General features: G+C 70.3%; 15 protein-coding genes. 11 read left to right on the top strand and 4 right to left on the bottom strand.

Translation table 11 applies throughout. The features are described from left to right. Nucleotides 1-122: 122 nt before the first annotated feature. The 4 genes from Ssi02_RS28530 to Ssi02_RS28515 form a co-directional block, all read right to left on the bottom strand. Nucleotides 123-3,296: an AfsR/SARP family transcriptional regulator gene (locus tag Ssi02_RS28530; RefSeq protein ID WP_204030682.1), complete on the bottom strand. Its 3,174-nt coding sequence runs from the start codon at nucleotides 3,294-3,296 to the stop codon at nucleotides 123-125. Nucleotides 3,297-3,371: 75 nt separating this feature from the next. Beyond that, nucleotides 3,372-4,061: a hypothetical protein gene (locus Ssi02_RS28525; RefSeq protein ID WP_204030681.1), complete on the bottom strand. Its 690-nt coding sequence runs from the start codon at nucleotides 4,059-4,061 to the stop codon at nucleotides 3,372-3,374. Between the two features lie 152 nt (nucleotides 4,062-4,213). Continuing rightward, entirely contained in the window at nucleotides 4,214-4,798 is a 585-nt protein-coding gene (locus Ssi02_RS28520; protein WP_204030680.1) for a hypothetical protein, read from the bottom strand. 191 nt (nucleotides 4,799-4,989) lie between these two features. Continuing rightward, complete coding sequence (locus Ssi02_RS28515) at nucleotides 4,990-6,057, bottom strand: sporulation protein (RefSeq protein WP_204030679.1); 1,068 nt, start codon at nucleotides 6,055-6,057, stop codon at nucleotides 4,990-4,992. Between the two features lie 183 nt (nucleotides 6,058-6,240). On the opposite strand from Ssi02_RS28515, the gene Ssi02_RS28510 reads away from it, so the two are divergent. The 11 genes from Ssi02_RS28510 to Ssi02_RS28460 all read left to right on the top strand — a co-directional run bounded on the left by Ssi02_RS28510 (nucleotide 6,241) and on the right by Ssi02_RS28460 (nucleotide 18,383). Next, on the top strand, nucleotides 6,241-7,866 hold the full coding sequence (locus Ssi02_RS28510) for a sensor histidine kinase (protein WP_204030678.1): 1,626 nt from the start codon (nucleotides 6,241-6,243) through the stop codon (nucleotides 7,864-7,866). A gap of 26 nt (nucleotides 7,867-7,892) precedes the next feature. After that, nucleotides 7,893-8,552: a response regulator gene (locus Ssi02_RS28505; protein ID WP_204030677.1), complete on the top strand. Its 660-nt coding sequence runs from the start codon at nucleotides 7,893-7,895 to the stop codon at nucleotides 8,550-8,552. A 90-nt stretch (nucleotides 8,553-8,642) separates the two neighbouring features. Further along, on the top strand, nucleotides 8,643-9,590 hold the full coding sequence (locus Ssi02_RS28500; protein WP_239129895.1) for a 3-oxoacyl-ACP synthase III family protein: 948 nt from the start codon (nucleotides 8,643-8,645) through the stop codon (nucleotides 9,588-9,590). Nucleotides 9,591-9,592: 2 nt separating this feature from the next. Then, nucleotides 9,593-10,342, top strand: a complete 750-nt coding sequence (locus Ssi02_RS28495) for a glycosyltransferase (protein ID WP_204030675.1) — start codon at nucleotides 9,593-9,595, stop codon at nucleotides 10,340-10,342. Then, on the top strand, nucleotides 10,339-11,478 hold the full coding sequence (locus Ssi02_RS28490; RefSeq protein WP_239129893.1) for a cytochrome P450: 1,140 nt from the start codon (nucleotides 10,339-10,341) through the stop codon (nucleotides 11,476-11,478). The genes Ssi02_RS28495 and Ssi02_RS28490 overlap by 4 nt, the downstream gene beginning before the upstream one ends. A gap of 40 nt (nucleotides 11,479-11,518) precedes the next feature. Beyond that, on the top strand, nucleotides 11,519-12,991 hold the full coding sequence (locus Ssi02_RS28485; protein ID WP_204030674.1) for a class I adenylate-forming enzyme family protein: 1,473 nt from the start codon (nucleotides 11,519-11,521) through the stop codon (nucleotides 12,989-12,991). Continuing rightward, nucleotides 12,988-13,935, top strand: coding sequence for an NAD-dependent epimerase/dehydratase family protein (locus Ssi02_RS28480; protein WP_204030673.1), 948 nt, complete (start codon nucleotides 12,988-12,990; stop codon nucleotides 13,933-13,935). Before Ssi02_RS28485 ends, Ssi02_RS28480 begins: the two co-directional genes overlap by 4 nt. A gap of 223 nt (nucleotides 13,936-14,158) precedes the next feature. Continuing rightward, the gene (locus Ssi02_RS28475) at nucleotides 14,159-15,394 is read left to right on the top strand and encodes an LCP family glycopolymer transferase (RefSeq protein ID WP_239129892.1); all 1,236 of its coding nucleotides are present in this window, start codon (nucleotides 14,159-14,161) and stop codon (nucleotides 15,392-15,394) included. 210 nt (nucleotides 15,395-15,604) lie between these two features. Next, nucleotides 15,605-16,678: an ABC transporter substrate-binding protein gene (locus Ssi02_RS28470; RefSeq protein WP_204030671.1), complete on the top strand. Its 1,074-nt coding sequence runs from the start codon at nucleotides 15,605-15,607 to the stop codon at nucleotides 16,676-16,678. Then, on the top strand, nucleotides 16,675-17,466 hold the full coding sequence (locus tag Ssi02_RS28465; protein ID WP_204030670.1) for an ABC transporter ATP-binding protein: 792 nt from the start codon (nucleotides 16,675-16,677) through the stop codon (nucleotides 17,464-17,466). Before Ssi02_RS28470 ends, Ssi02_RS28465 begins: the two co-directional genes overlap by 4 nt. 32 nt (nucleotides 17,467-17,498) lie before the next feature. Continuing rightward, on the top strand, nucleotides 17,499-18,383 hold the full coding sequence (locus Ssi02_RS28460) for an ABC transporter permease (RefSeq protein ID WP_239129885.1): 885 nt from the start codon (nucleotides 17,499-17,501) through the stop codon (nucleotides 18,381-18,383). The last annotated feature ends 5 nt before the right edge of the window (nucleotides 18,384-18,388 follow it).

Below are 18,388 nucleotides of genomic sequence, written 5' to 3'. Positions count from 1 at the left end.
GCGGCGCCGTCGGGGAGCCACGCGCAGGCCGTCAAGACCACCTGAGGCCGAGCACCACCCGGAGGCCTGGGCGGGTGTGCCCAGGCCGGGCCGCCCATGGCCCTGGGAGATCCAATGCGCCCCTACCGGCCCAGGCCCCCCTGACCGTCCTCCACGGCCAGGCAGCGGTCGAGCAGCGTCAGCGCCTCCTCCTGGTCCAGGGCCGCCCCGGCTTCGCGAGCGCGGTCGAACGCCTCGTCGCCGAGGGCCGCTCTGGCCGCGGTCACCGTACGGTCCCTGTCGGGGTCGCCGACGGAGGCCACGCCGCGCAGCACGCGGGTCGAGCCGAGCAGAGTCGCGGCGCGGCCGGGGTCCCGTATCGCCACGGCGACGGAGGCGAGCGCCTCCGCGATGTCCGCCATCACCGGCAAATCCATCATGATCACGGCGAAGCGGTGAGCGTCGCGATAGTGGGCGAGGGCCTTGTGCACATCGCCCTCGGCCTCGGCGACCCGCCCGATCGTGATGTGTGCGAGGCTGCGGGCCTCTTCGCCGCCCAGCGGGATGTGGCACTTGCGGATGGCCTCCTCCGCCGTCTCGCGGGCCTTGACGAGGTCGCCGCGGACGCGCTGGGTGTCCGCGAGGCCGCACAGGGCGAGCACGTCCACCTCCGCGGCGCCGACCCGCCGGTTGACCTCGATCGCGCGTTCGTAGTCGGCTGCCGCGCCGGCCGGGTCGCCGACGCGGAAACGTTCGTTTCCACGTCTGACGAGGAGGTAGGCCGTCTCCTCCGGCGCGTCGAGCACGCTGACGAGGTCGAGGGCCTCGGCGGTGGCGGCCATGGCGGCGGCGTGGTCACCGCGATATCCGGAAAGTTGCGACAGCGGAAGCATCGCCTGGGCCATGCCCCATCGATCGCCGAGGCGGCGGAAGTCCTCAAGTGAGCGGGTGAGTTCCTCCTCCGCCTGGTCGATCTGCGCGGTCATGAGCCGCAGATAGCCGAGTAGCTGATGCCCCCACGCGCGCACCCAGGGGTCGGAGTGGGTGGTCACGCGCAGGATGGCGGGCGCGATCTTGTCGTAGTTCTGCGCGACGAAGGCGTGCAGCGGCTTGAGGGCGACCAGCAGCGGATGCCGGCCGACGAGGTCCAGGGAGTCGACGAGTCGCATGGTCTCGGCGAGTATCGCCCGCAGGTCGTCGTCAGGCGGGGTGCTCAGGATCAGCTTGAGCACGCAATATGCGTAGGGCGCCTCAAGCCCCTTCGGTGGCCGATAGTCCACCAGTGTCATCACTTGCCTGATCAGAGCCCCGCTCTCCGCGCGCAGCCCCCGCAACCACCAATACCAGGTCAGCGCGGCGGCCAGGCGGAGCGCGATCTCCGCGTCCCCCACCTCGATCGCCCAGCGCAGCGCCACGCCCATGTCGTCGTGGGCCTCGATGAGACGCCCCAGCCACACCACCTGCTCGGCGCCGCGCAGATAGGGCTCGGCCTCCTCGGCGAGATCGAGGAAGCAGAGGGCGTGCGCGCGCCGCAACCCGGCCTCCTCCCCCGACGCGGCCAGCTGCTCCCGGCAGAACGCGCGGATCGTCTCCAACATGCGATAGCGCCCGGAGACCTCCAGGACCAGGGACTTTTCCACCAACGCCATCAGCGGGCCGACGACGTCACCCCCGCAGACCCTCTCCATGTCGTCCAACGTGGCGTCCCCCGCGAACACCGACAATCGCCGCGCGAGTGCCTGCTCCTCCCCCTCGAGCAGGTCCCAGCTCCACGCCACCGCCGCGTGCAGCGTGCGATGCCGGGGCAGTGCCGTACGGCTGCCGCCGGTCAGCAGCCGGAACCTGTCGTCCAGCTTGGCGGCGATCACCTCGACCGGCAGCGACCGCGTGCGGGCCGCGGCGAGTTCGATGGCGAGTGGCAGGCCGTCGAGGGTGCGGCAGATGCGGACCACGTCGGCGACGTTGCCGGCGGTGACGGTGAACCCCGGCCGCACGGCGGCGGCGCGGTCCTGGAACAGCGCGACAGCCGCATAAGCCGTGGGCTCCTCAGGCAGCGCCCCCGGCGGGGGGAGGGCCAGTGGGGGCACGGGGACCAGCACCTCGCCGGTGATCCCGAGTTGCTCACGGCTGGAGGCCAGCACCCGCACCGAGGGATTGGCGGCGAGCACGTCGTCGACGAGCACGGCGGCGTCGTGCACCACGTGTTCGCAGTTGTCGAGCACGACCACCATCGTGCGGCCGCGCAGTTGAGCGAGCAGGCGAGCGGCGGAGTCGCCTCGTGCGACCAGCTCCCCCTGTCCTCCGGCGATCGCCGCGAGCATCGCCTGCGGGAGATCGGCCCCGCTCGTCAGCGGGGCGAGCTCCACGAAGCAGACCTCCTGCCCGGTGAGCCCGGCCGCCACCTCCACCGCCAGCCTGGTCTTCCCCGCGCCGCCAGGCCCGATCAACGTGATCAGCCGCTGCTCGCGCAGCAGCCTGCGCACCTCGCGCACCTCGGCCGCCCGGCCCACAAAACTCGTGAGCTGCGCCCGCAGCCCGCGTACGGCGGGAGCCGGCCTGGCCTGCTCGCCCCGGAGGACGGCGAGGTGCACGGCGGAGAGCTCCGGCGAGGGCGAGGCGCCGAGTTCCTCGGCCAGGGTGCGGCGCGTGTCCTCGTAGGCCGCAAGCGCCTCGGCGCCGCGGCCGGCGAGCACCAGGGCCCGCATCAACTGCCCGCGCAGCCGCTCGCGCAGCGGATGTGCGCCCACCAGGGACCGGATCTCCTCCGCTGTCGCGCCGCGCGCCGGTCCGCCGCCCGCGGACTCGGCGAGCCGCAGCTCCGCCTCGATCCGCTCCTCGTGCGCCGCGAGCGCCGACTCCGCGAGCCGTGCCGACTCCGCCTCGGCGAACGGCGCGTCCAGCACGTCGGCGAGCGCCTGACCGCGCCAGAGCCCCAGCGCCTCGTTCAGCAGCTCGGCGGCCCGGCGGTTCTCCCCATCCGCGAGCGCGGCGCGCCCCTCGGCGAACAGGCGGGCGAACCGGTGCGCGTCCACGGCGTCGGGGTCGGCCGCGAGCCGGTAGCCGGCCGGGCTCAGCTCGAGCGCGCACTCGTCGCCGAGCAGCGCGCGCAGGCGCGACACCTGTGACTGCAACGCGTTGCCGGCTCTGGCCGGCGGGGCGTCGCCGTACAGACCGTCGATCAGCCGGTCCACCGGGACCACCCGGCCGGCGTCGAGCAGCAGCATGACGAGGAGCGCGCGAAGCCGCGCACCGGTCACCCGGACGGGCTGCCCTGCCGCACGCCACACTTCCGTCGAGCCCAGAACGCCAAAGCGCATATCTCGATTCTGTCGGGTCACCTCAAGCGGTTTGGCGTCAAGGCCGAACTCATCCGATCATCGGCGCCTGCCGGGTCACCGCGGGGCGAGGGGGAAGACCCAGGAGGCGGACACCTCGACGGGGAGGTCGTCGTCGTGCTCACGCATCGCGGTGGGGACATACCACCCGGCGTTGACCACCACGACGCGGGCGGAGGAGGGCATGCCGGCGCGGACGGTGACCCGGTCGGTCGTCGAGTAGACGCAGCGTTCGGCGTCGGCAACGGGACGGGCCGGCACGACGATGTCGCAGATCACGTTGCCCACGACGCCCTTCGGCGCGCCGGAGCGGCTGAGGCCGCGGAACAGGAGCAGGTCGACCCGGACGGGGGTGCGGGCTGTGGCGAGCTCCACGGTGATCGGGGAGTCGCGAGGCAGGCGGACCATGGTCCTGGCGGTGGTCCGGTCGGCTTCGCGCTCTTCCACACCACCGTCCCGGATCCACAGGTGGTAGATCTTTTCGCCGGCCACCGTGCCGCCGCTGGGGGAGAGGCGGGCGAAGGCTCCGGGGATGTCCACAGGTGGGTCGACCGCACGGATCCTGCCGTCGGGGAGCACGTCCGGTGGTGTGGTGGGCGCGGGCGTCGTCGGGACCGGCGCGTCGGCCAGTGGCCTGCCGCCGCCCGCGACGCTGCCCGCCGGGTGGGCGCCCGCGCATCCGGTGAGGGCGCTCAGCACGAGTGTGGCGGACATCCCGGCTTTCGCCCCCGCCCACGTCTGGTGCATCACTTGACCTCCCTTGTCGTGAAATCGCACGCCGGATGTGTCTTTCCGCGCTTTCCACGCGGAAAGACATCTCATCCGATATATGTCAGCGATAGCAGGCGGCACTCAGACGCTGCACCTTTTACCCCGAGAATCGAGAAAGGGGTGATTTATCAGCCGACGGGGCACCCGATCCACTTCTGCGGAGTCCTGAGGCGGGCAACGTATTCCGTACCCGCTTCGATGCTCTTGTGGAAGCTCCTCCCCCGCCAGTATCTGCGCTGCCCCCCGCACACGTCGGACAGGGCCTCGACGCTGATGCTCTTCGCCCGCCGCGCGTCGCTCGCCCGGCCGCGGTTGCGCCAGCCGGTGCTCTCCTGGCTCTCGACCACGGCCACGACTTCGAGCCAGGCGCGGTCGGCGCACCTGGACTCGGCCTTGACCACCACCCGCGCCGGACGGTAGGTGAGCTTGGGCGCGTCGATGTAGGCGCGGCAGTTGGCGGGGCTCTGCGGCTGCTGCTGGGCGGCAGCGCTCGCCCCCGGCTTCGGCCGGGCGGTGAGGACGGCCGAGTCGCGCTCGGGGTCGTTGTCCTTGCTCTGGCCGAGCTCGGCGGCCAGGCTGTCGGGCTCGGGACTGCTCGCGAGGACCGGCATGAGTGTGCCGGCCAGCCCCACGACGAGCACGGGGGTGGCGGCGAGCACGGCGATCGACCGCCACGTGACTGCCCGTCCGCCGCGTCCCGTCATATCAGCCATAATTTGTCTCCCTGGTTTCACTCCGTTTCGGCTACCGTTTCTAGTCGCCGTTCAACAGGCCAGGGAAAGACAGACGCGCGGGTGCTGCCAATTTGCTTGAAAGCTTTAATCAGGGGATGAACACTTGTTGACGATAACGGCGGTGGCGCTCATCCGAGCGAAACCACCGCCGTCCTTGTCATAAATCAGGGCTATTCTTCGTCGTCGCCCTCAAGGAAGTCGCCCACCTCGTCGATGATCTCCGCGGCGACGAACCCGGCGGCGACGCCCGCCGCGCCCGCGACGACCATGCCGCCGACGCCCGGGCCGCTGCTCCCGTGGTGCGAGCCGTGGTGGTGCGGGTCGTGGTGCCCGTGGGAGCCGGGGTGGCCGTAGGCGCCGGGCTGGCCGTAGGGGCCGGGCTGCCCATGCGGTGCCTGGCCGTAGGGGTCGTGGTGCCCGGGGGAGGCGTAAGGGTCGTGGCTCGCATAACCGGGCGCCTGGCCGTGGCGCGAGATCAGGCCGTCGAGCCAGGTGCGGATCTCATTGGCCCAGTCCATGTGCAGGGCCTGGTCGTGGCTCACCTGGAAGCGGGCGAAGCTGTCGCCGCCGCCCCCGAACATGCCGCCGCGCTTGTCGGCCTCCAGGATGATCTCAAGCCCGTGGGGGCTCGCGACGAAGGTCAGCTCCACCTCGTTGATCCGCCCGGCGTAAGCGGGCGGCGGGTAGAACTCGATCTCCTGGAAGAACGGAAGCTGCTGGACGACCCCAGCGAGCCTGCCGACCTCCAGGTCGGCCTTCCTGAACTGGAACCCAAGCTGGCCGAAAGCCTCAAGCACACGGGTCTGGGAGGGCAGCGGGCGGATGGACACCTGGTCGAGGTCGCCCTTGTCGACCGCCTTGGCGACGGCGAGCTCGGTGCGCACTCCAAGGGACATGCCGTGGAGATGCTGCCCGTAGAACTCGGTGATCGGGGCCTCGAAGGGCACGGGGAACTGGAACGGCACGACCCGGTTCTCCCCGGCCGCGAGCCTGAACGGCCCTGAGACGTCAAGACGGGCGAACTCCGTGGTGCCTGTGTGCTCACCCTCGGAGTGCTCAACCTCCACACGGGTCACCAGGCCGAGCGCGATGTATTGGATCTCGACTTCGTGGTCACCCCCTTGCACTCGCACCTCTCCGGCCAAGAGCTGCCCGGGCTCGACCGACGGGACGGCGAGCACGGTGTCCACCGACGGTCCACCGATGCCCAGGGCTCCCAACATCCGTTTGAAGATCACAGCGGCCTTTCTGCTGCACATGGAATCGAGTGATCGCAGAGAGAAACGGGCGGGCACAACGCTCGGTTCCCGCGACTCACCGCAGGTCTCCTCCCTTCGGCCGGTAATAGCAGGACGAAAGTGGGGTGCCCCCTGTCCGGGTGGCGGGCTCAATCACCCCTGACCAGGACCGACGATAGACGGGTGAAGGTTTTCGGATGGATGCGGAGCGCCGGGGAGCTTCCGCAGCGCTCCGGTTCCGGCGGGAACCGCGGGTGGGCCCGGCTGGCCGGTGAGATCGGGCTAGTGCTGCTGATCGTGGTGCTCACCCTGTTGATGACCGAGACGATGGAGTGGCTGGCCTGGGTGACGAACACCGCGGCGGAGGACACGCCGACGATGCTCATGGTCGCCGGCACCGGCGCCGTGCTCGTGCTGCTGCGCGGGAGGTTCCCGATCCTCACGCTCCTGGCGGCGGCGGTGGTGTTCAGCCGCCACCTGGAGATGGGCGTGGCGGTGGCCGCGCTCGCCTACAACGCGGCCGGGGTGGTGCGGCCGAGGCTCCGCCTGCCCGTGCTCGCCGCGGCCACGCTGCTGCCGGCGCTCACCGCGCTGGCCGACCGGCAGTTGTACGACTGGCGCCGCACGGTGGCCGTGCTCGTCATCGCGGCCGTGGTGTGCGTCGTGGTGCCCGCCATGGTCGCCATCCTGCTTGAGCAGCGTGAGCAGCTCCTCGTGACGTTGCGGGAACGCTCCACGCTCGCCGCCTCCGAGGCCAGGTTGCAGGAGCGTTCGCGGGTGGCCAGGGAGATGCACGACGTGCTGGGCCACAGGCTCAGCCTGATCTCGCTCTACGCCGGCGGCCTTGAGCTTGAGGCCAGGGAGAACACTCCGCAGGTCAAGCTGATCAGGAACACCGCGCAGACCGCGATGCAGGAGCTGCGCACCGTGCTCGGGATCCTGCGCGGCGACCCGGGCGACCGCCGCGCCGATCCGGCCGGGCCCACCGAGATCACCGACGCCACCGGCACCCGCGCCGACATGCGCAGGCTGGTGGGCGAGTCGACCGCGGCGGGCATCGCCGCGACCCTGACCTGGTCGGGCGAGGACCTCGCCGGCGTCGAGTCGGCGGTCCGGGCGGCGCTGCACCGCGTGGTGCAGGAGTCGCTGACCAACGTCCACAGATACGCCCCCGGCGCCGCCGTCCAGATCGACGTCGGCCGCGCCGCCGACACCGTCCGCGTCACCGTGGCCAACGGCCCGCACGCGGCAGGTGGCGGCCAGGCCGGCGGTCCGGGCGGCGGGCTTGGAGGGCAGGGCACAGGCAAGGGGCTGATCGGGCTGCGTGAGCGGGTGAGGCTGCTCGGGGGCACGTTCAGCGCCGATCGCACGGCTTCGGGGGGCTTCGCCGTACGCGCGACGTTGCCGCTGGCCGAGCGGCCGCGGCCGGAGCCGCCTGAGCAGCCTCCGGCGGAGCGGCAGGAGACCCTGGGGACGCGCACTGCGATGGCGGCGTTGAAGGGGGCGGGGCTGTTCTCCGTCGCGGTGCTGCTGCTGGGCACTTTGATCTATGTGCCGCTGCCGGGGCGGACCCAGCCGATCGAGGTGGGCATGACGGAGGGCGCGGTGCGCGGCGTGGCGGGCTCGTCGGAGCTGATCAGCGAGCTCGCGGTGCGGCACGTCGAGCCGCCGCGCCCCGCGGGCACCACGTGCAGCTATATCTTCACCGGCACGCTTTATACCGATATCCCGATCGAGGTCCACCGCTACTGCTTCAGGGACGGCTATCTGGCGGAGAAGAAGGCCCTCCGGGTGTATGCGCGGGATTGATTTACTACTTGAGGACGATGACTGACATGGCGATCCGAGTGCTTCTCGTCGACGACGAGTCCCTGCTGCGGGCGGGGGTGAAGCTGATCCTCCGCCACGCCGACGACATCGAGGTCGTCGCCGAGGCCGGAAACGGGTCCGAGGCGGTGGAGATGACCCGCAGGCACAACATCGACGTGGCCTTGATGGACATCCGTATGCCGGGGATGGACGGCCTGGCGGCGGTGGCGGAGATGGCGCGGGTGTCGCCGCAGGTGCAGGTCGTGATGCTGACGACGTTCGGCGAGGAGGACTACGTGGCGCGGGCGCTGCGGGCGGGGGCCGCGGGGTTTCTGCTCAAGGACACCGGGCCGGAGGAGCTGATCCAGGCGGTGCGGACGGCGGCGGGGGGCCAGTCGATCCTGTCGCCGCGCATCACGCGGCAGATCATCGATCAATACGTCATGGCGGACGACGGGCGGGCCGCGCAGGCGTCGCGGCGGTTGACGACGTTGACCGAGCGTGAGCGGGACGTGCTGGTCAAGCTGGGGGCCGGGTTGTCCAACGTGGAGATCAGCAAGGAACTCTTCCTGGGGGAGAGCACCGTGAAGGCGCATGTGAGCAGGATCCTCACCAAGCTCGACTGCGCGAACCGCGTGCAGGCCGCCATCCTCGCCCACGACGCGGGGTTGCTGCCGGGGCCGTGAGCGGGGTTAACCCCGCGGATCGGCCCCCCTTCAAGAAACTTGCAACTCGGCGACGCTACATTGCCCGGGATGAAAGCGAAGATATCGGGCGTGGCTTCTTACCTGCCCGAACAGACGGTGACAAGTCGCGAGGTTGAGCTCCGGATCGAGGGCTACAAGCCGAACCCCGGCATCGTCGAGCGGATGACCGGCATCCGGCGGCGGCACGTGGCCCGGGACGATCAGCAGGCGTCCGACCTGGCGGTGGAGGCCGTGCGGCGGCTCGACGGGTTCGACCCCGCCGACGCCGATCTGCTGATCTTCGCGTCCGCCTCCCAGGACATGGTGGAGCCCGCCACGGCCCACATCGTGGCGGCCAAGCTCGGGGTGGCGTGCCCGGTGTTCGACGTGAAGAACGCGTGCAACAGTGTGCTCAACGGGTTACAGGTGGCCGAGGCGCTGATCGCGACGGGGGCGCACCGCAGGGTGGTGGTGTGCACCGGCGAGATGCCGTCGCGGGCGGTGCGGTGGCGGGTCGCGGACCGCCGGCAGTTCGTGGACGCGTTCGCGGGCTACACGCTGTCGGACGCGGGGGCGGCGATGTTGGTGACCGCCGACCCCCGGCGCGGCATCTTTTACCGTGACTTCTCGGCCGAATCGACTGCATGGGCGATTGGCACGCTCCCGGGTGGCGGTTCTGCACATCCCCGTGACCCCGAGTTCTCCTACTTCCGCGGCGACGGGCGCAGGCTGAAGGAGGCGTTCGAGCTGGCCGGGCCCGACATCTTCCTCAACGCGCTCAAGCGGACCGGGCTGAGCTGGGACGACTTCGCGGTTGTGGCGGTGCATCAGGTGGCTCTGCCGTACCTCTCGGTGCTGGCGGGGGCGCTCGGCATCCCCGAGGAGAGGCTGGTCGTCACGCTGCCGGAGCACGGCAACTGCGCCTCGGCAACGTTGCCGCTCCAGTTGACGGCGGGCGACTGGCGGCCCGGCGACCGCGTGGCCATGCTGGGGCTCGGCGGCGGCATCAGCCTCGGCATCATGTTGGCGGAGATGTGACGATGAACCTCTGGGTGGTGATCCCGGCCTACAACGAGGCGAACGGCGTCGCCGGCACGCTCCGCGCGCTTGAGGCGCAGCTCGACCGGGACTTCACCGTCGTCGTGGTCGACAACGTCAGCACAGACGGCACCGCTCAAGTGGTGCGGGACTACGCGAAGACCTCGTCCCTGCGCATCGAGGTGATCGAGGAGTCGCGCAAGGGCACCGGCGCCGCGTCCGACACCGGCGTCCGCCACGCCATCGCCCGCGGCGCGACCCACCTGGCCAGGACAGACGCCGACTGCCTGCCTCGCGCCGACTGGACGCGCAACATCCGCAGGGCCTTCGCCGACGGCCTGGAGCTGATCGGCGGCAAACTCCGGCCGCGCACCGACCAGTTCAAGCTGAAGTTCTGGGAGCGGCGGTTCATCCCCCTTGTGGTGGAGACGGCGGCGTTTTTCGGCAAACTGCGGCCGGGCAACCGCGATCCGGAGTTCCGCGGACCCTACGTGATGATGCCGGGGGCCACCCTCGCCATCACGGCCGCGCTCTATCAGCGGTGCGGCGGGTTCCCGAGGACCGCGATCGAAGAGGTGCACGAGGACCGCGCGCTCGTCAACAAGGTGCGGCGCCTCACCGGAGCGTACGGCTCCCGCCGCGACGTCGTCGTCTACGGCTCTGTGCGGCGGCTGCGCGCATACGGCCTGATCGGCACACTGGCGTGGTACATGGACCACCACTACCGCCCCGAGGTGGTCGACGTCCGTTGATCGACCACGAGACGCGGCTCTACCTCGCCGCCCACCCGATCGTCTACCCGCTCCTGCGGCTGCTCGCCATGTGCGGCCCCGTGGTGCGGCTGCCCGGCGTCGGGGTGGTGGTGAACGACGCCGCGACCGCCCGCTCGGTGCTCATGGACCCGCGCTTCCGCAAGGACGGCCCGGGGTCTCCGGGCGATCTGTGGACCCCCGTGCTCGGCCCTTCGGTCCTGCTCAACATGGAGGGACCCGCGCACGCCGAGCTCCGGGCGCGGCTGTCCTCGTTGTTCACCCCCGGCTATGTCGGCAGGCTCGTCGCCGAGGTGCTCAAAGGCCCGCTGGACGACCTCAGGGCCCGGCTCGACCGCGGGGAGCTCGTCGAGCTGGCCGACGCCGTACGCGTCATGGCCGGGGCGGTCATCTGCCGAGTCATCGGGCTGGGCGAGGTCACACCGGTGCGGGCGCGCGAGTTGTTCGAGGCCGGGGAGCGGGTCGTGTCCATGGTGTCGCTGCGGTCGCGGCGGTTGTCCCCCCGGCAGGTGGTGGTCGCGCGGCGCGTGTTGTCCGGCATCGGCGACATCGCGGAAGCCGCGTATACGGCGGGCGACGAGAGCACCGTCACCGGGCGCATGCGGGCGCTCGGCCTTTCCGCGGACGAGGCCCGGGGGGCCGCGGGGGCGTTCTTCCTCACCGGCACCGAGACGGTCGCGACCTTCGTGCCCCGGCTGGTGGCGCTGCTGCACGACCATCGGGCACGAGCTGCCTCCTCTCCCTCCGTCGACGACAGGCTGGTCGACGAGGCCATGCGGGTCACCACCCCGACCCCGGTCATGCTCCGGTCGGTGTCGGCGCCCGCCGAGGTGGGCGGGGTGCGGGTGCGGCCAGGCGACCGGGTCGTCATCGTCACCCACACCTGCACCCGCGCTCACGGCCCCTTCGACCCGGACTTCGTCCATCCGCCCGAGCTGCGGCGCCTCTGGTTCGGCGCCGGGCCGCACTTCTGCATCGGCTATCCGCTCGCCATGGCCGAGATCCGCGCCATCGCCGACGTGGTGGCCGACCCGGCCGTGCGTGTCGTACGGCGACGTGCGGCTCGCCGGGTGCTCATCCCCGCCTACCGCGAACTGTGGATCCGGAAGGAACCATGAGCCGGCCGACCCCTTGCCCGACCCCGAACGGGAAAGACCGTTGAACGATCTCGTCACCGGCATCCTTGAGACCGCCGCCCGCCATCCCTCGCGCGTCGCGATCCGCGACGGCCGCGGCCGTGCCCTCACCTATGGCGATCTGCGCACACGTGTGCTCTCCGTCGCCGCCGCTCTGTCCGGCGGGGAGGAGGGGGCCGTGTTGTTCGCGGTACGGCCAGGCCCCGATGCGGTGGCCACGGCCCTCGGGGCGGTGCTGGCGGGCCGGACGCTGGTGCTGGCCGACCCCGGAGTCGCGCCCGGTGTGTTCGCCGGGCGGATCGCCTTGACCCGCCCCGCGTGGGTGGTGGCCGAGTCGCTGCTCTACACGCTGAGCGGCCCCCTGCGTGGCGTCGCCCGCCGCCGCGGCCTGCTGCTCCCCCGCCTCGCCGATCCCGCGCCCGGCCACCGGGTGCGACACCTGCGGGCGGGACCGTGGTTGCCCGGGGTGCCGCGGGGGGCGTTCAGCCTGGCCCGCGTCTACGGGGGCGGTGTTCCGGGACGGGGGCTTGATCCGGTCACGGGGGATACGCCTGCCGTGGTCATCTTCACCTCGGGCACGACCGGGCTGCCGCGCGGGGTGGTGCACACGCGGGCGTCGTTGACGGCGGGGGTCGGCCTGTTCGGCGGTGCCGTACCGATCGAGCCAGGGGACGTGGTGCACACCGATCAGCTGATGCTGGGGTTGCCCGCGCTGCTGGCCGGGGCGGCGTGGTCGTTGCCCGGTGGCGGGCCGCTCGCCGCCGAACTGGCGGAGCGGGGGGCGACGCACGCGTTCTGTGTGCCGGTCCGGCTGGACAGGATTCTGCGGGAGACGCCGGATCTGCCGGGCACCTTGCGTTATCTGCTCTTGGGGGCGGCTCCGGCGCCGCCCGCGGTGTTGCGCCGGGCGCTGGCCGCCGCGCCGGAGGCCACTGTGCTCTCCGTTTATGCCATGACCGAGGCACTTCCCATTGCGATCACTACGGCTCAGGAGAAACTCGACAATCCCGGTTCGCTGGGAAAGCCGATGGTGAACGTGAGGGTGGCGGAGGACGGGGAGTTCTTTGTGTCGGGGCCGAATCTCGCTCAGGGTTATCTCGGGGGCGACCCCCTCACCGAGGTCGCGACCGGAGATTTAGGCTTTATTGACGACGACGGACGACTTATCCTGCTAGGCCGAAAAAAGGACATGATTCTGCGCAACGGTGTGAACATTTATCCAGGCCTGTATGAGCCGGCCGTCGCCGCCCTCCCCGACGTCGCCGAGGCCGCGATCGTCGGTCTCGCCGACCCCGAGACCGGGGACGAGGAGGTCGTCCTCGCCCTGGTGCCTGACTCCCCCGCACTCGACGTGGCGCATGTGCTGGCCGCCCTCCCCGAGGTCGTGGACGCCTGGGCGCTGCCCGACCGGGTCGAGGTGCTGACCGCGCTGCCGCGCGCCGGCCGCACCGACAAGCTCGACCGTGCCGCGCTTCGCGCGGAGGTGGCGCGATGAGGATCGCGGTGACCGGGGCGTCGGGGTTTGTGGGGGGCGCGGTGTGCCGGGCCGCGGTGGAGGCGGGATGGACGGTGCACCCCTTCGGCCGCCGCGCGTCGCCCACGGACGGCCCGGCGGGCGGCCATGTGGGCGGCCATGTGGGCGGGGCACCGTACCGCTCGTGGGATCTGCTGGGCGCGCGTCCGCGCGGGTTGCCGCGGGTGGACGCGGTGGTCCACTGTGCGGGGAGCGTGACCGACTGGGGGCCGCCGCACCACATCTGGGCGGCGAATGTGCACGGCACCCGCGCGGTGCTCGCGGCCTTCCCCGGAGCGCGGTTCGTGCATGTGAGCACGGCGAGTGTCTACGATCCGTTCCGGCCCACCGTGATGGCGCGGGAGGACGCCGCGCCGGTGCGGCGTTATGTCAACGCTTATGGCGCCTCGAAAGCGCGGGCCGAGCAGCTCGTGATCGGCCGGGGCATCGTGCTGCGACCTCACGCGGTGTACGGCAAAGGCGACACGACCCTGCTGCCCCGGGTGCTCGGCGCGGTGCGGGGCCGGTGGTTGCCCGCGGTGGGGAGCGGACGCCAGCGGATCAGCCTGACCTCGGTGGACAACCTGGTGAGCGCATGTCTGCTGGCGGCGTCGGGGCCGGTGGACCGCGGGGTCTACAACGTGACCGACGCCGATCCGATCACGCTGGACGAGGCGCTCCGGGCCATATTGCGGGAGCGGGGTGTGCGGGCCAGGCCGTACTATCTGCCGGCGCGGGTGGTGGAGCCGCTGGCCGGAGTGGTGGAGGCGGTGTGTGAGCGGCTCGGAACCACTCGTCCGCCGCGGTTGACGCGATATGCGGTGGGGCATCTGGCGGTGGAGCGCACCCTGGATATTTCCGCCGCACGGCGAGATCTTGGATTTAAGCCCGAGCCCACATCTTTTCTCGGGGCGGCCGACTGGTAGTTCTTAGTGAACCATTTACGCGACGCGGGATGGGGTATGAGTTAATCATCCGTAAAAAGTTACTAACCTGTCAGGCGTGCTGACCGGAGGTAGCGACTCGGAGATGAGGGATAACGGCGAAGGTCACGGCTTCGCGGCGAGCTTCGCGCTCACGCTGGGGTCGGCTCTGCTCTGGGGCTTCGCTCATCTTTGGGTGGGTCGCAATAAAGTGGGATTAGCGCTTATGGCGCTGTTCCTCGGGCTGAACGCCGTCGTCCTCACGGTGATCACGGTGTTCCGCTCAAACCTGCTGACCTTGATCGTGCAGCCGCGCTGGCTCATCGTGCTGATGGTCGCGCTGATCGTGATCGCGTTGATCTGGATCGCGGTCATCGTCCGCTCCTACCAGCTCGTGCGCCCGCCGGCGCGCAAGTGGTTCGCCCGGGGCTCGGCGGTGGTGCTGACCGCAGTGCTCTGCCTCGCGGTGCTCGCGCCGCTGGCCTACGGCGCGCACCTCGCTTACGTGTCCCGCGACCTTGTGACCTCGCTCTTCAACCCCGGCGTGCCCGTCGGGAGCACGGCCGACCCCTGGGAGGGCACCGAGCGTGTCAACCTGCTGCTGATCGGCGCGGACTCCGCGCCGAGCCGTTACGGCGTGCGCACCGACAGCATCACTGTGGCCAGCATCGACCCCCACAACGGGCACACGGTGCTTTTCGGACTGCCGCGAAACCTGCAGAACGTCCCCATGCCGCCGGGGCCCGCGCGCGAGTGGTTCCCGTTCGGCTTCACGGGTGAGGGCACGCACACCCCCGGGTTGCTGAACGAGGTCTACCAATACGCCGAGGACCACCCGGACATGGTGCCGGGGGTGCCCAACGGCAAGCGCGGGCCGACGCTCCTCAAGAGCACCGTCGCCGGCATCCTCGGTCTGACGGTCGACTACTACGCGATGATCGATATGAAGGGGTTCGCCCGGATCATCGATGCGATGGGCGGCGTCACCGTCACGATCAAGGAGCAGATCATCTACGGCCGCCACAACGAGGGTCTGATCGCGACGGGCACACGCAGGCTGTCGGGCGAGCAGGCGCTCTGGTACGGAAGGTCCCGCACATACAGCGACGACTATGTGCGGATGGGGCGGCAAAAGTGCCTGATCAACGCGATGGTGAGGCAGGCCGACCCGCTGACCGTGCTGCGGAGTTTCGATGAGCTCGCCCGGGCGGCGAAGGGGGCGATCTCCACCGACCTGCCGCAGGAGTTCCTGCCGGGCCTGGTGGATCTGGCACAGCGGGTCAAGGAGGCCAAGATCAAGAGCCTTCAGTTCGTGCCGCCGCTGATCAACACCGGCGAGCCCGACTACTACCTGATCAAGGACAAGGTCGCCGTCGCCCTGACCGACCGCGGTGTGCGGAGGTCCCCCGGCACGGCGGCCGACCCGCACGATCCCGTGCCGCTCGACGCGATCTGCCGCTAAGCCCCCTCCCTGCGCCCCGAGGACACCAGCGTCCCGGGGCGCTCGCGTCCTCGGGGCCTCGCGATATGGGCACCCCTCACGTTTGACCAGCTCAGGAGCCATCCGTATGGCACGAACGGATAACAGGCATTCCCCACGGGTTGACTAGGCAATCGCTGGAGGCGTATATACACATATAACCGACTTATTTAGTAGGAATAGGGGAAGTTCATGAGAGCTCGCAGGGTTCGCGGGATAGCAGCCGCGCTGGCCGCCATCGTGGTGACCACCCTCGCGGCTGCCTGCGGGGGCGACGGCACCAACACCACGACAACCGGCGGCGGCTCCACGTCTTCCGCCCCCAAAGAGGTCAGACTCGGCTTCTTCCCCAACATCACCCACTCGACGGCTCTTGTCGGCGTGGAGAAGGGGCTGTTCACCAAGGCGCTCGGCAGCGGCACCGCGCTCAAGACGAGCACCTTCAACGCCGGTCCCGCCGCAATCGAGGCGGTGTTCTCCGGCGCCATCGACGCGACCTACATCGGCCCCAACCCGGCGATCAACGCCTGGGCCAGGTCCAAGGGCCAGGCCATCAAGATCATCGCAGGTTCCGCCTCCGGCGGCGTCTACCTAGTGGTGAAGCCCGGCATCAAGTCCATCGAGGACCTCAAGGGCAAGAAGATCGCCACCCCGCAGCTCGGCAACACCCAGGACGTCGCACTGCGCTACCTCCTCCAGGAGAAGGGCCTCAAGACCACCACCCAGGGCGGCGGCGACGTCTCGATCGTCCCGCAGGAGAACTCGCAGACCATCCAGACCTTCGCCACCGGCGACATCGACGGCGCCTGGGTGCCCGAGCCCTTCGCCAGCCGCCTCATCAAGGAGAGCAAGGGCGAGGTCCTCATCGACGAGCGCGACCTGTGGCCCAACAAGCAGTTCGTGATCACGCACCTGATCGTGCGCCAGGAGTTCGCCAAGCAACACCCGGAGACCGTCAAGAAGCTGCTTGAGGCCCACGTCGAGGCCAACGCCCAGATCGCCGCCGACCCCGCGGGCTCCGCCCAGACCGTCAACGCCGCCCTGGAGAAGCTGACCGGCAAGCCGCTCAAGGCCGACGTCCTAGACGCCGCCTTCAAGAACATCACCTTCACCAACGACCCGATCGCCTCCTCCCTCGTGGGAAGCGCCGACCACGCCGTCAAGGTGGGCCTGCTTGAGCCGGTCGACCTCAACGGCATCTACGACCTGAAGGTTCTGAACGAAATCCTCACCGCAAAGGGACAGCAGGGAGTCGCCGACAAATGACAGCTCCGCTCAAGGAGCACGCCGTGAGCCGAACCGAGGGCACCTCGCCCGCGGTCCGGCTCACGGGCGTCTCCAAGATGTACGGCACAAGCAAGGGCGGCCTTCTCGCCCTCGACAACGTCGACCTCACCGTCGCGCAAGGTGAGTTCGTCTGCCTTCTCGGCGCCTCCGGCTGTGGCAAAAGCACCATGCTCTCGCTCGTCGCCGGTCTCGACGCCGCGAGCGCCGGCACCATCGAACTGGGTGACCGGCGGGTGGCCCTGATGTTCCAGGAACCCGCGCTCTTCCCGTGGCTCACCGTCTCGGCCAACGTCGAGATGGCGCTGCGCGCCAAGAAACTCGACAAGAAGGAGCGGCGGGCCAAGGCCCAGGAGTTCCTGGAGATCGTGCACCTCGGCGGCTTCGGCGACAAACGCCCGCACGAGTTGTCCGGCGGCATGCGCCAGCGTGTCGCCCTCGCCCGCTCCCTCGCCCAGGACGCCGACGTGCTGCTCATGGACGAGCCCTTCGGCGCGCTCGACGCCATGACCCGCGACCTGCTGCACGACGAACTCGAGCGCATCTGGCGGGAACGCACGCTGGCCGTGCTCTTCGTGACACACAACGTGCGCGAAGCCGTACGCCTCGGCGACCGCGTCATCCTCCTCAGCAGCAGACCCGGCAAGGTCGTGCGGGACTTCCCGGTCACGCTCGCGCGGCCCCGCCGTACCGACTCTTCCGACGTGGCCTCCCTGGCCGCCGAGATCACCGGCCACCTCCGCGAAGAGGTGGTACGGCATGCACGTTGAGCCACCCTCCGGTTCCTTAGAGGAGGTCCGCCGTGACCGTTGAGACCACCACCACCAAGGGCTCCGACCGCCTGTCGGCGGAGATCGCCGGCCTTGACGCCCTCGAGCTCGCCGGCGGGCAGCGCAAAAGCCTCGCCGCCCGGCTGTGGGGGCGCGTCTGGCCGATGAGCATCGCCGTGCTCATCGTGCTCGCGGTCTGGGAGCTCGTCGTGCTCAGCGGGCGCTGGCCGGAATATGTGCTCGCGGGGCCCTTCACCGTCATCGGCGAGCTGGGCGCCCGCCTCGGCGACCCCGAATTCTACGGCGCGATCGCCGTCACGATGCGCCGGGCACTCACGGGGTTCGCCCTCGCGGTCGGGATCGGCCTCGTCATCGGGGCGCTCGTCTCCCGCATCAAGCCGCTGCGGGCCGGCGTCGGATCGCTGATCACCGGTCTGCAGACCATGCCGTCGATCGCGTGGTTCCCGCTGTCCATCCTGCTGTTCGGCCTGACCGAGACGGCGATCCTGTTCGTGGTCGTCCTCGGCGCGGCGCCGTCCATCGCCAACGGCCTCATCGCCGGGGTCGACTACACGCCGCCGATCCTGCTACGCGCCGGCCACATGCTGGGGTTCAGGCGGCTCCAGCTCTATCGGCACGTGATCCTGCCAGCGTCGCTCCCGTCGTTCCTCGCCGGGCTCAAGCAGGGCTGGGCCTTCGCCTGGCGTTCGCTCATGGCGGGCGAACTCCTGGTCATCATCGCCAACCAGGCGTCCATCGGGGAGCAGCTCCACTTCGCCCGTGAGCTGTCGGACTCGGCGGCACTGCTGGCCATGATGATCGTCATCCTGTTCATCGGGATCGTGGTGGACATGGTCTTCGAGGCGGCGGACAACTCACTGCGCCGCCGATGGGGCCTGCACCAGGTCCGCAACTGAAAGGC

It is taken from the genome of Sinosporangium siamense (assembly GCF_016863435.1).
GTDB classification, from domain to species: domain Bacteria; phylum Actinomycetota; class Actinomycetes; order Streptosporangiales; family Streptosporangiaceae; genus Sinosporangium; species Sinosporangium siamense.
This window is presented reverse-complemented; position numbering and strand designations above follow the sequence as displayed.

What these genes read in the sequence shown, in the direction of transcription:
- Ssi02_RS28530 (WP_204030682.1), bottom strand. Translation starts at nt 3,296, where the DNA reads ATGCGCTTTGGCGTTCTGGGCTCGACGGAAGTGTGGCGTGCGGCAGGG.
- Ssi02_RS28525 (WP_204030681.1), bottom strand. Translation starts at nt 4,061, where the DNA reads ATGCACCAGACGTGGGCGGGGGCGAAAGCCGGGATGTCCGCCACACTC.
- Ssi02_RS28520 (WP_204030680.1), bottom strand. Translation starts at nt 4,798, where the DNA reads ATGGCTGATATGACGGGACGCGGCGGACGGGCAGTCACGTGGCGGTCG.
- Ssi02_RS28505 (WP_204030677.1), top strand. Translation starts at nt 7,893, where the DNA reads ATGGCGATCCGAGTGCTTCTCGTCGACGACGAGTCCCTGCTGCGGGCG.
- Ssi02_RS28495 (WP_204030675.1), top strand. Translation starts at nt 9,593, where the DNA reads ATGAACCTCTGGGTGGTGATCCCGGCCTACAACGAGGCGAACGGCGTC.
- Ssi02_RS28480 (WP_204030673.1), top strand. Translation starts at nt 12,988, where the DNA reads ATGAGGATCGCGGTGACCGGGGCGTCGGGGTTTGTGGGGGGCGCGGTG.
- Ssi02_RS28475 (WP_239129892.1), top strand. Translation starts at nt 14,159, where the DNA reads ATGGCGCTGTTCCTCGGGCTGAACGCCGTCGTCCTCACGGTGATCACG.
- Ssi02_RS28470 (WP_204030671.1), top strand. Translation starts at nt 15,605, where the DNA reads ATGAGAGCTCGCAGGGTTCGCGGGATAGCAGCCGCGCTGGCCGCCATC.
- Ssi02_RS28465 (WP_204030670.1), top strand. Translation starts at nt 16,675, where the DNA reads ATGACAGCTCCGCTCAAGGAGCACGCCGTGAGCCGAACCGAGGGCACC.